This window comes from Anthropogastromicrobium aceti (genome assembly GCF_020687335.1).
Taxonomy (GTDB): domain Bacteria; phylum Bacillota; class Clostridia; order Lachnospirales; family Lachnospiraceae; genus Anthropogastromicrobium; species Anthropogastromicrobium aceti.
Genome location: NZ_JAJEQN010000034.1, coordinates 1 through 14,305 on the forward strand (window position 1 = coordinate 1; position 14,305 = coordinate 14,305).

Consider the following 14,305-nt stretch of genomic DNA (forward strand, 5'->3'; position numbering starts at 1 on the left):
ACATAAGGCTTCGGCATAGGTCTTTTGCTGAGAAAGTAGTACACGACGTATGAAATCCCATCAGCATAAATCCTGAACACAGTGGCTATATTTCAGTCTATAGGGCTGGATGACGCTGCCAGAATCTAAGGAATTCCACGGTTTTAACCGTGGGAGTATGTCAAAAAAATATTTTGTAACAGGTATGGTAATTGGCGCTGTAAAAGAGTAAAATAATAATACTACAACAATGCCGGAGTGCAGGAAGATTCTGTGGCTGTAAAAAGCCATGCAAGTGAAGCAATTTTCTGCTCGCTGGCATTGTGTGATGAGAGAGGAGAGAAACTATGGCAATTCAAATTAGCCCAAATGGTCGACTGATGACCATTCAGACAAATGATTCCAGTTATCAGATGCTTGCTGATAAAAATGGAGTGCTTCTTCATTTATATTATGGAAGCAGTATTGGTGCAGAGGATTTATCTGATCTTATTGTTAGAAGTGATGTTGGTTTTTCTGGAAATCCAGAGGAAGCAGGACTGGACCGCACATATTCACTTGATACACTGCCGCAGGAGGTTGCTTCTAGTGGTGTAGGTGATTTTAGGGATGATTCTGTTCGTCTGACACATCCAGATGGTAGCTGTGCAGCCGATTTTCGTTTTGAGAGCTGTGAGGTCGTATCCGGTGCATATTCGATTCCGGGTATGCCAGCACTGTATGACACAGATAAAAAGAACAGTGAAACGCTGATCATTAAGATGAAGGAAAAGGCGTCAGGAGCAATTCTTCATTTATATTATGGTGTTTGGGAAGAGGAAAATGTAATTACAAGAACGGCAAGTTTGACTAATGCAGGGAAGGAGCCGATCTATGTTGAGAAGTTTTTGTCATGCAGTATGGATATGATGGATCGCGATTTGGACCTTATCAGCTTCACAGGCCGTCATGCGATGGAGCGCACAATGGAGCGCACACCAGTTACGCATATTAAGACAGAATTTGGAAGTATTAGAGGAACATCCAGTCATCACTATAATCCGGCAATGATTCTTTGTGACCGTCATGCAACAGAGGATGCAGGAGACTGCTTCGGTTTATGTCTTGCTTACAGCGGAAGTTTTACTGCAATGGCACAGAAGGATCAAAGAGATCAGATTCGTGTTCAGATGGGTATTAATCCGTACCAGTTTCGTTGGTGCTTAACAGGGGGAGAGACATTCTTTGCACCGCAGGTGATTCTTTCATTCTCTAATCAGGGATTTAGCAAATTGTCACACCAGTATCATGATATATTACATGAGCATATGTGCAGAGGTCGTTATAAGCATGAGCGCCGTCCAGTTTTGATTAATAACTGGGAGGCAACATATTTTGATTTCAATGAAGAGAAGATTGAAAAGATTGCGGCGCAGGCAGGAGAGCTTGGCATTGAGATGATGGTGCTTGATGATGGTTGGTTTGGCAAGCGTGATGATGACAACAGTGGCCTTGGTGACTGGTTTGTCAATGAAAAAAAGATTCGCGGAGGTCTGCCAAAGCTTTCAGAGAAGATCCATGAAAAGGGTATGAAATTTGGTCTTTGGTTTGAGCCAGAGATGATCTCAGAGGACAGTGATCTTTACCGTGCTCATCCAGACTGGGCAATCACAATTCCAGGACGTGTGCCAAATCATGCCCGCAATCAGCTTGTGCTTGATATGACAAGAAGTGATGTGCGCGACTATCTGATGGCTCGTTTTGAAGAAATTCTTGGAAACACTAAGATCGAGTATGTAAAGTGGGATATGAACCGCAGTATCTGCGATATGTACAGCCATATTTACAAAGGTGAGCAGTCAGGCGAATGCTATCACCGCTATATACTTGGAGTTTATGATTTGCTGGAGCGTTTTGTACAGCGTTTCCCTGAGATTCTGCTTGAGGGCTGCAGCGGCGGTGGCGGACGTTTCGATGCCGGAATGCTGTACTATTCGCCACAGATTTGGTGCAGTGACAATACAGATGCTATGAACCGTCTTGATATCCAGTATGGAACATCATTCTTCTATCCGATCAGTTCAGTTGGTGCACATGTATCTGCATGCCCAAATCACCAGACAGGACGAAGCGTACCGCTTTCTACAAGAGCTGATGTGGCACTTGCCGGAAGTTTTGGTTATGAGCTTGATCTTCGTCTTCTTTCAGATGAGGAAAAGGCACAAGTAAAAGAGCAGATCAAAGAGTTCCACGACTATTATGACTTGACGCACGAGGGAGATTATTACCGTCTTACAGAGCGTGATAATACAAGCTTTACAGCATGGGAATTTGTCGCAAAGAATAAAGAACGCGCACTTGTAGAGGTAGTAAAAAAGGATGCATGGGGCAATCCGCTTCCTGTTCATGTTGCAATCAAGGGACTCGAAGACAATTCAATGTATGTTTGCAGTTTAAATGGAATAAAGCGCAGCGGAAAGACCTGGAATCATGCAGGTATAACACTTCCGAAGTTTTTGAGTGCAGGCGAGAGTATGAAATTTACATTCATGAAGGTGGAGTAAACGAGCTATTGTTTTGTTCACGGGTCGTAACATAGATAAGCGGTGAGACGAGTTGCTTTTACAAGACCGAACGTTGTAGCGGGACTTTCAAAACAAAGCATGATAATAGGTGGTGTAACAGGTACCCGCGGAAAAGAGAGGTCGACAAAACAATCGTCGAACAGCTTTCGTAAAACTTCCCCCGTGAACTCTAAAAATAAAAAAAATGATATTTTTGAAAAAAAACACTTGACTAAATCGCAAAAGTATTCTATACTATAGAAGTCACGGCGATATAGCCAAGTGGTAAGGCGCGGGTCTGCAACACCCTTACCGCCGGTTCAAATCCGGCTGTCGCCTGTCAAGAGCTCTGAGAAACTCTCAGAGCTCTTTTTTGCGTGAAATAAAAAAACGTGTTTTTCAGAAAACACTTGACAGATCAATATGAACGGCGTATACTTTTAACATGAACAGCGTTCATTACAAAATATAGTTTTGCAAATAAGTTTTAGGGGGGCGACATTGTGAATCATCTTGCTACTTCAAAAGAAGAGATATTAGCTGCCAGCCGCGAACTGATCATGGAAAATGGATGGGCTGCAGTCAGTATTCGATCAGTTGCATCTAAGTGCTGTGTTTCAGCAGGTACAATTTATAACTATTACGATTCAAAAGCAGACTTGCTAGGCGCGACAATAGAGAGTGTCTGGTATGAAATCTTTTTTCATCCTGAAGATGAGCATGTCTTTTGTGATGTTGCAGGTTGTATCTCATGGATCTATGAGCGGCTAGAGTATGGCAATCAGAAATTTCCAGGCTTCTTTTCACTGCATTCGCTAGGCTTTATGAGAGATGAGAAGGCAGATGGTAAAAAGCGAATGATGCAGACATGGGGTCATATTCGCAGCGGATTATGTGAGGTATTAAAGAAAGATCCGAAAGTCAGACCTGGTGTATTTGACCAGCAATTTACGGAAAAGCAGTTTGCAGAGATTCTTTTTTCCTTAATGCTGATGGCGATGATACGTCAGGATTACGATCCTACCTCTGTATTGATGTTAATCAATAAAACAATATATTGATACCAGAGTCAAAAGGTCAAAATATATTAAAACCTTCCCACATTTTCATGTGGGAAAAGTTTAAAACTAAAATGAACAATGTTCAAAATGATTGAAATTAAACTTAGAAGAAAGGACAATTATTATGCAGGCAGTTGTAGAAACAGTATTTGATAGCGTATATCTTATTTCAGTTATCACAATCGGAATTTTGATGATTAGAAAAAGCAAAGGAAATCATCAGTTTACTATGTTTGGAATCATGGCAGTTCTTTTAGGAAGTGGTGATGCCTTCCACCTGGTTCCGCGTGCACTGGCTCTTTGTACGACAGGTCTTGAGAATTTTACAGTAGCACTTGGCTTAGGTAAGTGGATTACCTCAGTTACGATGACAATCTTTTATGTTGTGCTTTATCATGTCTGGAGAGAGCGTTATCATGTAATAGGACGAAAGATAACAACAGTAGCAATTTATGGTTTAGCAGGAATTCGTATTCTTTTGTGTATGATGCCGCAGAATGCTTGGCTTAGTGCATCAGCACCGCTTTCCTGGGGGATCTACCGTAATATTCCGTTTGCACTGATGGGCATTTTAATTATCGTTTTATTCTATCAGAGCGCAAAGAAAAATAATGATAAGGCATTTCGTTGGATGTGGCTTACAATTGTACTGAGCTTTGCATTCTACATTCCAGTTGTGCTGTGGGCAGATGTCGTTCCAATGATTGGTATGCTTATGATTCCAAAAACATGTGCATATGTTTGGACAGTACTGATTGGATACAAAGCAATGAGAAAAGAGGTTGCGTAATATTTAAAAACATGGCTGGACGTATCTAGGGGTACGTTCAGCCATATTTTTTGTTAGTATTCTAAGCAGCGATAGTAGCGGCGAATCTCCATTGGGTGGCAATTGATAGCTTCAAGATGTACATCAATTCTATTTGTGACGGCATGCGTTACAAGATGAGAAATAAAACCGCGATACTGTGGTTTAATCCCAATCAGCGGATAATCTGCCGCATCAATAATCGTGTAGTTTGCACAGATCTTCGGAAGGAAAGCAGCTACTCGAAGAGACAATGGACGGCTGGCATCTTCGCTGATAAAGAGTGTGACAGGAGTGTCGCGAGAAATGATTTCAAGTGTTCCATGGAAAAATTCACCGGAAGATACAGTCTTAGTTGCCATCCAGTGCATCTCCTCCCAATAGCACATGCCATAGGAATAGGTGGAACCCCACTGGTTTCCAGCACCGACAAAATAGTGGAGAGTATCGTTACAGTGCTTTTTTGCAAATTCTTGTGCAAAGGAATCCGAAGATTGCTCAACAGAGATCAAAGCATCTGCGAGATAACAGTCAAAATTTTCATAGCAGTCGTCATAACAGTCAAATTCATGACGAAGAAAGAGAATACGGTCAGCAGCCATAAAGAGTTTTAGCTGTTCATTTTGCGGATATGAGATGCATAGCTCACATAACTCGCGCAGATGAGGATTTGGATTGTCAAGGAAAGCAAGAATAGTGGCATGTGCTGCATGTGCTTTTTCAACGGCTTTAACTATTTCAGGTGTACTGCCAGTCACAGATGAATAAATAAGAAGTGTACCATCCATGATACGTCGATTGCCAGTTGTTATATATTCAGCTGCATTTTCGGCGAATACTTCCATTGAAGTAAATTCTTTCATATGAGAAACTGTCTGCATGGCAGATGCGTATGTACCGCCAATTCCTAGAAAACATATGTTTGTAATACCTTTTTCAAAGATGGCATCCAGAAATGGATTGATTTGATGGCGCAGAGCGAGTGCACCGTTTACAGATTGACGTAACGATTCTTCTTGAAATTTCAGCATAAAATTCCTCCATATAGAATTATTTGATAAAAACATTATATAATGTAATATTATAATATATAATAATAAAAGGCAAGAAAAAATTGCAGTCTTCTGCAACTTTTTTCCTGCCTTGTAAATAAAATATCAATTATTTATATTAGAGATAAACTGTGTGTTTAAATTTTGTGTGCGTATGGTATAGGAGATTCGATCACCGCGCACAAGAGAGCGTGAATAATGGATCGGTGTGCCGTCAACTGCAAAACACGTTTTTTGTAAAAGAAAAAGAGGATCGCCAGCCTGACAATGAAGGATGGATGCCTGCTCAGCATTTGCAATGCGGACAGCAATCTCACATACAGATTCACCGCGAGATACGTTATAGTAGTTAGTGAGCAGTTCATAGAAAGAAATATCACCTGTTATGCGGTCAAGAAAATCTGGATAAGTTAAAGAAGAAATATAAATTTCATCTAAGGCAAGCGGTGAATCATCCTCAAAAATTAGACGCTGCACGTAACAAACTGGTTCATTAGGCTGAAGAGAAAGCGTTTCACATAAAAAATCATCAGAAGGCTGTAGCTCTTTTTTTAATAGAAGATGATGTGATTTATGTCCGATTGCAGACAAATAATTTGTAAAGCCAGACTGTTCCTTTAGATCAATGCTTCTTGAAGGGGTGGAAACAAACGTACCTTTTCCACGATGCTTTTCAAGGATATGCTGATCTGTTAGCTGTTGGATGGCCTTGCGGACAGTAATGCGGCTTACCTGATACTGTTCACACAATTTTTCTTCACTGGGAAGACGATCCCCTGGAAGATATTTTTTTTCTCTCAAAGCCTGACGTATCTCAGCTTCAAGCTGTATATAAAGTGGTTTAAGACTATTTGTGTCTAACATAAAAACCCCCTGATATTTATTATTAAGATAAAGACGTTATAAGATGTTATATTACATGTATCAAAATTGAGTATATTAAAAAAAGAGAGAAAAGTCAAGGTTGGTGCACTTAAAATCATGGCTCTGAAAAGGTATAAAAAAATTTATTACTTTAATGTGCTAATTGAAAAAAACTACTTGACAAATGGGTAAAATAGGTATAATATAATACAAAACGTTATATAACGTTATAATACAAATGGCTACCGTGTTATATGAAGCCAGAATACAAATATGGAGGGTTACACATGAAAGCAGAACATCTTTCCCAGATCCAGGCTGCAGTAGCAGCTGTTAAAGAGAGAAAAACAATCCGCAGATTTTATTTCGTTGCATGCGGAGGCTCTCAGGCATCCATGATGCCAATTCAGTACATGTTTGACCGCGAGACCAGCATTCCGTCCGCTATTTACACTTCTAACGAGTTCGTAAAGGCAACACCGAAGGTGCTGGACGATACCTGCGTTGTATTAACTATTTCCCATTCCGGAAATACACCAGAGACTGTCAGAGCAGCAGAGCTTGCAAAGGAGAAGGGAGCAGTTTCCATTTCTCTGACCAACCTTGTTGATTCTCCGCTGTGGAAGGCTTGTGAGTATCCGATCCATTATGAGCATGGTCCAGAGGCAGATCCAAATGATCTTAGCAAAGTAATTCTGTACACACTGGCATTTGATATGCTGAATGTAGTTGAGCCGTCTGAGAAGTGGGTAAAGGGCGCTGAGTCCTTAAATAATCTTGCAGAGGTAACAGAGCGCATCAAGGCAAAGTATGCAGATTTTGGTTCACAGTGGGGTAAGGATTACAAGCGTGAGACTGTAATTTACACAATGGGAAGCGGAGCAAACTATGGCGAGATGTATTCTCTTGCAATCTGCCTGTTTATGGAAATGCAGTGGATTCATTCTAATTGCATCCATTCAGGAGAGTATTTCCATGGACCATTTGAGGTAACAGACTTTGATGTACCGTTTGTACTTGTTAAGGGTATTGGAGCAACTAGAGAATTGGATGAAAGAGCTTACAATTTCTGCAGCAAGTTTTCACAGAAGCTGGCAGTAATTGATGAAGCAGAGTTTGATTTAACTGGAATTGAGCCAGGTGTACAGGAGTATGTAGCACCGCTGTTAGCTGGCACAGTTGTACGTGAGATGATTGATTCTCTTGCACATGAAAGAGGACATGCTCTTTCAGTCCGCAGATATATGTGGCAGATGGAGTATTAATAAGTAAGGTCTCCTGCTTTTACTGCATGAAGCAGGAAAGCAGGAGACTGTTTTTATTATAGTTCACGCAGTTTTGCAAAAGAGCGTCTCGTGAACAGCAATATTTTTAACAGACAGGAGGACGCATAAATGAAGCTGATTGCAGTTGGTGATAATGTAACAGACTGTTATCTTGATGAAGGCATTTATTATCCGGGAGGAAATGCAGTTAATGTTGCAGTGGATTGTAAAAGAGACGGCGCCGAGAAGGTAAATTATATTGGCGTGTTTGGAAATGACGATAGAGCAGATTATATTAGAGCATGCATGGAAGAGGAAGGTGTAACATGCGAGCGCTCAAGAAAGGTATTTGCACCGACCTGCCAGCCGGGTGTAAAGATAAATGAGGAAGGCGACCGAATCTTTGTCGGAGGAATACGCGATACCTGCCAGCATTTGTTTTCAATCAGACTTCAAAGAGAGGATCTGGAAGTGATCAAGGAGTATGATATTTGTCATACGAGCTGCTATTCTAATTTGGAATATGAGCTTGAAACCTTAAGCCGCGTATGCAAGGTTTCATTTGACTTTTCAGATGAGCATGATGACGATTATATGAAGCGAGTTTGCCCATTTGTCACTTATGCATTTTTCTCTGGCTCCGATATGTCTGAGGAAGAAATCCATGCGCTTGCTAAAAAGGCAGCAGGATATGGAACAAAGATCATTGGCATCACACGTGGATCAAAAGGTTCTGTATTTTATGATGGAACAGAGTTTTACACACAGGGAATTTGCAAGGTAGATGTAGTAGATGCAATGGGCGCAGGCGATGCTTTTATCGCAGCATTTTTACGTCACTATGCAGACAATAAAGATATGAAGGAAGCGCTTAGCTATGCAGCAGAGCGCGCAGCGTATGCATGTACCTACGCGGGTGGATTTGGTCATCCGCACAAAGCATGAGAAGGAGGAAGACTATGAACAGACGAGTAATGGCAGTAACAGCAGCGGCAGTAATGAGTATGTCCGGTTTTGCAGTACCGGCAATGGCAGATGAGGAAGAAGCTGTTTCCATTCAGATTAGTGCTTCTATAATGTCAATGGATCCATTGATTGGTGGAGATTCAACTAATGTTGCAGTAATCTCCAATACAATGGAAGGATTGTTCGTGGTAGACGCAGATGGACAGATTCAGAATGGTCTGTGTGATTCCTATGAGGTATCTGATGATCAGAAGACATATACTTTCCATATTCGTGACAATGCAAAGTGGAGTGATGGTACACCAGTAACAGCACAGGATTTTGAGTATGCTTGGAAGAGAAATGCGACTGCTCAGGGGGATTACAGCAAATTTACATATCAGATTGAGATGGCTGCTATTAAAAACTATGAAGCAGTTACATCAGGTGAGGCAGATGCTGATGAGCTCGGAGTTACTGCAGTTGATGACAATACATTACAGGTCGAACTGGAATATCCAGTCCCATTTTTCTTAAATCTTTTGACCTTCTCTCCTTGGGCACCTGTAAAAGAGAGCAAGTTAACTGAAGAGGGCGACCAGTTTGGTGTAGATAAGGACAGTGTTTTATATTGTGGTGCTTATACACTTGATCAGTGGGACGTTGGTGGAAATACTATTGTACTTAAGAAGAATCCTGATTACTGGGATGCAGAAAATGTAGATGTAGATGAGATCGATCTTGTTGTTATTAGTGATACGCAGCAGGCTGTTATGGCTTACCAGAATGGAGATGTTGATAATGTGACATTGACAGGTGATATGGTCAGCATGTATCAGGATGATCCGGAATTTTCAAATGTGTTAGGATCCTTCAATTATTATCTGATGGTTAATACCACGAAGGATGGCTATGACAATAAGGATCTGCGTCAGGCAATTGCATATGCAATCGACAGAGAGAGCCTGTGTACAAATGTGTTAAATGACGGTTCTACTCCAGCTTATAACATGGTTATGAAAGGCCTGGTAAGCAATGCAGACGGCGAAGATTTTGTAGATGCAAGCGGTCAGTACTTCCAGTATGATACTGAAAAGGCAAAGGAGCTGTGGGCTAAGGCACAGGAAGAAACAGACTTAAGAGAGATCAATATCATTTATGATGAGGAGAAGGATTTTGCAGCCAATACAGCAGCCTTCATTCAGTCTCAGCTTGAGAGTACACTGGACGGTTTAACTGTGAACATCAGCAGCACACCAAAGAAAAACAGAATTCAGCTGGCACAGGATCATGATTATGATATCGAGCTGTGGGCTTGGGGTCCAGATTATGCAGATCCGACCGCAATCTTAGCAATGTTTGAATCTGATCATCCGTCAAACTATTCTCTGTGGTCAAGTGATGAGTTTGACAAGCTGTACAACGAAGCAAACACTACACTGGCAGGAGATGAGACTGCACGCTGGGATAACCTGATCAAGTGCAACGATATCTGCACCGAGAATGCAGGCTGCATTCCGCTGTTCCAGACTGGTTCTGCAACACTTACAAAGTCTAACGTAACTGGAATTACAGAGCATAATACTGGTGTTCCATGCTACTACAAGTTTGTAGAGAAGGATTGATATAAAATAAAAAAAGTGCAATCGTATCTGCACACAAAGAGGATGTGCCCGGGCGAAGCAGCTTTGGACATATCCTCTTTTTAAAAAGTTACTGTTTACAGACTTTGCAAACGGTAGCAAAAAGTCTTTGACAGGAGGAAAATCCGAATGAAAAAATTTGTATTAAAGCGAACCTGCATTGCATTGCTGACAGTCTTCCTGATCTTGCTGCTTTTGTTTCTGATGCTTGATTTTATGCCGGGTTCGCCGTTTAATAATGAAGAAAAAATGAGCGCAGAGCAGATCGCGGATCTGTATCACAAATATGGACTAGATCAGCCAATTATCAATAGATTTTTCTTGTATCTGAAAAATATGCTTCACGGTGATTTTGGTATTTCTTACAGCCTTCAGGTAAACATGAAGATCAGTGAAATGATTGGACCAAAGATTTTAGTTACAATTCGTCTTGGTCTTCAGGCAGCACTTGTAGGAACTGTGATTGGTGCACTGCTTGGAATCATCGCTGCGCTTCGTAAAAATACATGGGTCGATACCGTTACCACTATTATTTCAGTTCTTGGTGTCAGCCTTCCATCTTTTGTATTTGCGCTTTTACTTTCCTACTTCTTTGGATTTAAGTTTAAGCTGTTTCCGTTTATTTATAATACAAAAAATGAACTTCAGTCGTCGATTCTTCCTACTATTTCGCTTTCTATGTTTACTATTGCAAGTGTAGCGAGATATACAAGATCAGAAATGGTAGATATTTTAAATTCGGATTATTATCTTCTGTCAGATTCAAAGGGACTTCCGAAGGCAAAGCTGATATTTCATCATGCTATTCGAAATGCGATGATCAGTGTTATTACAGTATTGGCTCCATTGATTGTAAATTTAATGACGGGAAGTCTTGTAGTAGAGAAAGCATTTAGTATTCCGGGACTAGGAAGTCTTTATGTAAGTGCAATCCAGTCAAATGACTTTAATGTTGTGCTTGCGATCAGCTTTATTTACAGTTTAATGTTTATCTTCACTATGCTTCTGGTTGATATACTCTATGGTGTGATTGATCCTAGAATACGACTGGCGAAAGGAGAATGAGTATGAATCGATTTGAATTCAATACAGGAGACCATAAGGAGGAAGAAGAAAAGGTTCTTGTTGGTCGTTCCTATGGAAAAGAGGTTTTGTACCGCTTTCGTAAAAACAAGGGTGCATGGATCAGCTTTTTTATTATCATTCTTCTAATTGTGATTGCGCTTGCAGCACCGGCTGTCAGTTCGTACTCTTACAAAGAAGTGCATTCTGAATATAGCAATCTGCCGCCAAGGATTCCGGGACTGGAAAAGTTGGGAATTTTTGATGGTGTAAGCCATGGCCAGAACATGTATGAGGCAAAAAATTGTACTGATAAATATTTCTTTTTTGGAACAGATAATTTAGGAAGAGATATCTGGACAAGAGTATGGGAAGGTACCAGAATTTCTCTTCTCATTGCAGCACTGGCTGTTATCATTGATGTGTGCATTGGTGTGATTTATGGTCTTGTTTCTGGTTATTTTGGCGGAAAAGTAGATATGGTCATGCAGCGTATCACAGAGATATTAAGCAGTCTTCCAACACTGGTTGTGGTAACGTTAATGCTTGTTGTTATGAAGCCGGGTCTTGGAAGTATTATAATTGCGCTTATGCTTACAGGATGGATTAACATGAGCCGTATTGTGCGCGCACAGGTGCTTAAATTAAAGGATCAGGAATTTGTGCTTGCCGCAAGAACGCTTGGCGTTAGCAATCGTGATATTTTGTTTAAGGAGATTTTGCCAAATTCGCTTGGTCAGATTATTATTACTTTTATGTTTTCCATACCAAATGCGATTTTCCTGGAGGCATTTTTAGCATTTGTCGGTCTTGGTGTTCCGGCGCCGATGGCCTCTCTTGGTTCTCTGATAAATGATGGATATAAATCAGCAATGACTTACCCTCATATGGTAGCAGCGCCTGTCATTGTCTTGGGTGTTTTAATGCTTGGCTTTAATTTATTTGCAGATGGACTCAGGGATGCTATTGATCCGCAGCTTAAACAGATGTAACAGGAGGTAAACGAGATGGAAAAAAGAGAACCGGTATTAAGTATGAGAGATCTGGCAGTTTCCTTTCAGGCTTCCTTTGGCAAGATTCGTGCAGTGCGTGGTGTGAATATGGATGTATATCCTGGAGAAACTGTTGCCATTGTAGGAGAATCTGGAAGTGGAAAATCTGTTTCTGTAAAGACAATTATGGGAATTACAGCGCCAAATGCAGTCATTGAAAGCGGAACAATTAAGTTTCGCTTTAAGGAAAATGGAAAGGAGCAGGTTGTTGATCTGCTGAAGCTTTCAAAAAAAGAAATGCAACATAGAATCAAGGGAAAGCGTATTGCAATGGTTTTTCAGGATCCTATGACTTCACTTGACCCGACGATGACAATTGGCAGGCAGCTGACAGAGGGCATGCGTTATCACCTTCATTTATCACAGGCAGATGCAGATAAGCGTGCAGAAGAGCTGCTTGAAATGGTAGGAATTGAGTCACCAAAAGAGCGAATGAAGAATTATCCTCATCAGCTTTCAGGCGGAATGCGTCAGCGTGTTGTCATTGCAATTGCACTGTCATGTAATCCAGATCTTTTAATCTGTGATGAGCCGACAACGGCACTTGATGTTACGATTCAGGCAAGAATTTTGCAATTGATTTTGAATCTGCAGAAGAAACTTGGAATTGCAGTTATTTTTATCACACATAACCTTGGTGTAGTTGCAAAGATCGCCGATTATGTGAATGTTATGTATGCTGGAAAAGTAGTAGAGACAGGAAAGGCAGAGGATATCTTTTTCGATCCGCGTCATCCTTATACATGGGGACTTCTTTCAAGTATGCCAGATTTGACAGGAGATAAAAAGGAGCGTTTGTATACGATTCCGGGCAATCCGCCAAATTTGGCAAATGAAGTAAAGGGTGATGCATTTGCTGTGCGAAATCCATATGCACTTAATATTGATTTTGAGGAAGAACCTCCAATGTTTGAGATCAATGAGCATCATCAGGCTGCTACGTGGCTTCTTCATCCAGATGCACCAAAGGTAGAAATGCCGCAGACTTTAAAAAAGAGAATTGAGCAGCTTCGCAGAGAGGAAAAGCGATATGCAGAAACGGAGGGAGCTTATGGCACAGACGAATGAACCACTGCTTAGTGTGAAAGGTTTAAAACAATATTTTCCGGTAAGCAAAAAATTTACGGTGCGTGCTGTGGATAATATATCCTTCGATATTTATCCGGGAGAAACCTATGGATTAGTAGGTGAGTCTGGAAGTGGAAAGTCAACAACAGGCCGTTCTATTATTCGACTGTATGATCCGACAGAAGGCACGATTCTTTTTAATGGTGAGGATATCAGCAAGAAGCTGACGGCAAAACAGGAAAAAATGCTTCGTTCTGATATGCAGATGGTCTTTCAGGATCCTATGGCTTCCTTAAATCCGCATAAAAAGATTTTGGATACTATTGCGATGGGTCTCGATGCGCATAATCCTCATATGGATCAAAATGAGCGCGTAGAGCGCGTGTCCAAAATGATGGAGATGGTAGGTTTAAATCCAGCCTATATGAACCGTTATCCTAATCAGTTTTCTGGTGGACAGCGTCAGCGAATCGGACTGGGAAGAGCATTAATCATGAATCCAAAGTTAGTAATCGCAGATGAGGCAATAAGTGCACTTGATGTTTCAATTCAGGCACAGGTCGTCAATTTGATGAAGGATATTCAAAAAGAAACAAATGTTGCATATCTGTTTATTGCACATGATCTTTCTATGGTTCGTTATATTTCAGATCGAGTAGGTGTTATGCATAAGGGTCATCTTGTAGAAACTGGATTGACAGAAGAAATTTTTGAACATCCGGTTCATCCATATACAAAATCACTTTTGTCTGCAATTCCAATTGCAGATCCGGTGATTGAAAGAAATAGAGAGCCGATGGTATATCAATATGAAAAGAGTGGCTTAAAATATAATGATTGCGTTATGGTAAATGTTTCTGAAACACATCAGGTTTTAATGGAAAAGAAAATATAAGCGGCAGACCGTCTGAGGACAACTAGTCTTTCAGGCGGTTTTTTAATCTTAAATAAGTCTTAAGGAAA

12 protein-coding genes and 1 tRNA gene are annotated in these 14,305 nt (G+C 40.8%); 11 read left to right on the forward strand and 2 right to left on the reverse strand.

Annotated elements, in window-relative coordinates; translation table 11 throughout:
- Window positions 1-326 precede the first annotated feature (326 nt).
- The 4 genes from LKD48_RS12195 to LKD48_RS12210 all read left to right on the forward strand — a co-directional run bounded on the left by LKD48_RS12195 (window position 327) and on the right by LKD48_RS12210 (window position 4,373).
- Window positions 327-2,522: an alpha-galactosidase gene (locus LKD48_RS12195; protein WP_308732123.1), complete on the forward strand. Its 2,196-nt coding sequence runs from the start codon at window positions 327-329 to the stop codon at window positions 2,520-2,522.
- Window positions 2,523-2,790: 268 nt separating this feature from the next.
- Window positions 2,791-2,861 (forward strand) — tRNA-Cys (locus LKD48_RS12200).
- 164 nt (window positions 2,862-3,025) lie between these two features.
- Window positions 3,026-3,583 (forward strand): TetR/AcrR family transcriptional regulator, encoded by a 558-nt coding sequence (locus LKD48_RS12205; protein ID WP_262538064.1) that lies wholly within the window; start codon window positions 3,026-3,028, stop codon window positions 3,581-3,583.
- 124 nt (window positions 3,584-3,707) lie between these two features.
- Complete coding sequence (locus LKD48_RS12210; RefSeq protein ID WP_262538067.1) at window positions 3,708-4,373, forward strand: hypothetical protein; 666 nt, start codon at window positions 3,708-3,710, stop codon at window positions 4,371-4,373.
- Between the two features lie 53 nt (window positions 4,374-4,426).
- Here LKD48_RS12210 and LKD48_RS12215 read toward each other — a convergent pair whose 3' ends face one another.
- Both LKD48_RS12215 and LKD48_RS12220 read right to left on the reverse strand, forming a co-directional pair.
- Window positions 4,427-5,422 carry an SIS domain-containing protein gene (locus tag LKD48_RS12215; protein ID WP_308732124.1) on the reverse strand — a complete coding sequence of 332 codons (996 nt, stop codon included), beginning with the start codon at window positions 5,420-5,422 and terminating at the stop codon, window positions 4,427-4,429.
- A gap of 126 nt (window positions 5,423-5,548) precedes the next feature.
- Window positions 5,549-6,307, reverse strand: coding sequence for a GntR family transcriptional regulator (locus LKD48_RS12220; protein WP_262538070.1), 759 nt, complete (start codon window positions 6,305-6,307; stop codon window positions 5,549-5,551).
- Window positions 6,308-6,594: 287 nt separating this feature from the next.
- Between LKD48_RS12220 and LKD48_RS12225 the strand changes: the two genes are divergently transcribed.
- The 7 genes from LKD48_RS12225 to LKD48_RS12255 all read left to right on the forward strand — a co-directional run bounded on the left by LKD48_RS12225 (window position 6,595) and on the right by LKD48_RS12255 (window position 14,237).
- Window positions 6,595-7,572, forward strand: coding sequence for an SIS domain-containing protein (locus LKD48_RS12225; protein WP_066557337.1), 978 nt, complete (start codon window positions 6,595-6,597; stop codon window positions 7,570-7,572).
- 129 nt (window positions 7,573-7,701) lie between these two features.
- Window positions 7,702-8,517: a PfkB family carbohydrate kinase gene (locus LKD48_RS12230; RefSeq protein ID WP_066557334.1), complete on the forward strand. Its 816-nt coding sequence runs from the start codon at window positions 7,702-7,704 to the stop codon at window positions 8,515-8,517.
- A gap of 14 nt (window positions 8,518-8,531) precedes the next feature.
- The gene (locus LKD48_RS12235; protein WP_308732125.1) at window positions 8,532-10,142 is read left to right on the forward strand and encodes a peptide ABC transporter substrate-binding protein; all 1,611 of its coding nucleotides are present in this window, start codon (window positions 8,532-8,534) and stop codon (window positions 10,140-10,142) included.
- A 147-nt stretch (window positions 10,143-10,289) separates the two neighbouring features.
- Complete coding sequence (locus LKD48_RS12240; protein ID WP_118613379.1) at window positions 10,290-11,225, forward strand: ABC transporter permease; 936 nt, start codon at window positions 10,290-10,292, stop codon at window positions 11,223-11,225.
- Between the two features lie 2 nt (window positions 11,226-11,227).
- Window positions 11,228-12,214, forward strand: coding sequence for an oligopeptide ABC transporter permease (gene opp3C, locus LKD48_RS12245; RefSeq protein ID WP_227100771.1), 987 nt, complete (start codon window positions 11,228-11,230; stop codon window positions 12,212-12,214).
- 15 nt (window positions 12,215-12,229) lie between these two features.
- Window positions 12,230-13,342: an ABC transporter ATP-binding protein gene (locus LKD48_RS12250; protein ID WP_066557324.1), complete on the forward strand. Its 1,113-nt coding sequence runs from the start codon at window positions 12,230-12,232 to the stop codon at window positions 13,340-13,342.
- A complete protein-coding gene (locus tag LKD48_RS12255) occupies window positions 13,305-14,237 on the forward strand; it encodes an ABC transporter ATP-binding protein (RefSeq protein ID WP_308732126.1) in 933 nt (310 codons plus the stop codon). The genes LKD48_RS12250 and LKD48_RS12255 overlap by 38 nt, the downstream gene beginning before the upstream one ends.
- The last annotated feature ends 68 nt before the right edge of the window (window positions 14,238-14,305 follow it).

Excerpts from the sequence above, each read along its gene's own strand:
- LKD48_RS12195 (WP_308732123.1), top strand. The coding sequence starts at position 327 with ATGGCAATTCAAATTAGCCCAAATGGTCGACTGATGACCATTCAGACA.
- LKD48_RS12210 (WP_262538067.1), top strand. The coding sequence starts at position 3,708 with ATGCAGGCAGTTGTAGAAACAGTATTTGATAGCGTATATCTTATTTCA.
- LKD48_RS12215 (WP_308732124.1), bottom strand. The coding sequence starts at position 5,422 with ATGCTGAAATTTCAAGAAGAATCGTTACGTCAATCTGTAAACGGTGCA.
- LKD48_RS12220 (WP_262538070.1), bottom strand. The coding sequence starts at position 6,307 with ATGTTAGACACAAATAGTCTTAAACCACTTTATATACAGCTTGAAGCT.
- LKD48_RS12225 (WP_066557337.1), top strand. The coding sequence starts at position 6,595 with ATGAAAGCAGAACATCTTTCCCAGATCCAGGCTGCAGTAGCAGCTGTT.
- LKD48_RS12230 (WP_066557334.1), top strand. The coding sequence starts at position 7,702 with ATGAAGCTGATTGCAGTTGGTGATAATGTAACAGACTGTTATCTTGAT.
- LKD48_RS12235 (WP_308732125.1), top strand. The coding sequence starts at position 8,532 with ATGAACAGACGAGTAATGGCAGTAACAGCAGCGGCAGTAATGAGTATG.
- LKD48_RS12240 (WP_118613379.1), top strand. The coding sequence starts at position 10,290 with ATGAAAAAATTTGTATTAAAGCGAACCTGCATTGCATTGCTGACAGTC.
- opp3C (WP_227100771.1), top strand. The coding sequence starts at position 11,228 with ATGAATCGATTTGAATTCAATACAGGAGACCATAAGGAGGAAGAAGAA.
- LKD48_RS12250 (WP_066557324.1), top strand. The coding sequence starts at position 12,230 with ATGGAAAAAAGAGAACCGGTATTAAGTATGAGAGATCTGGCAGTTTCC.
- LKD48_RS12255 (WP_308732126.1), top strand. The coding sequence starts at position 13,305 with ATGCAGAAACGGAGGGAGCTTATGGCACAGACGAATGAACCACTGCTT.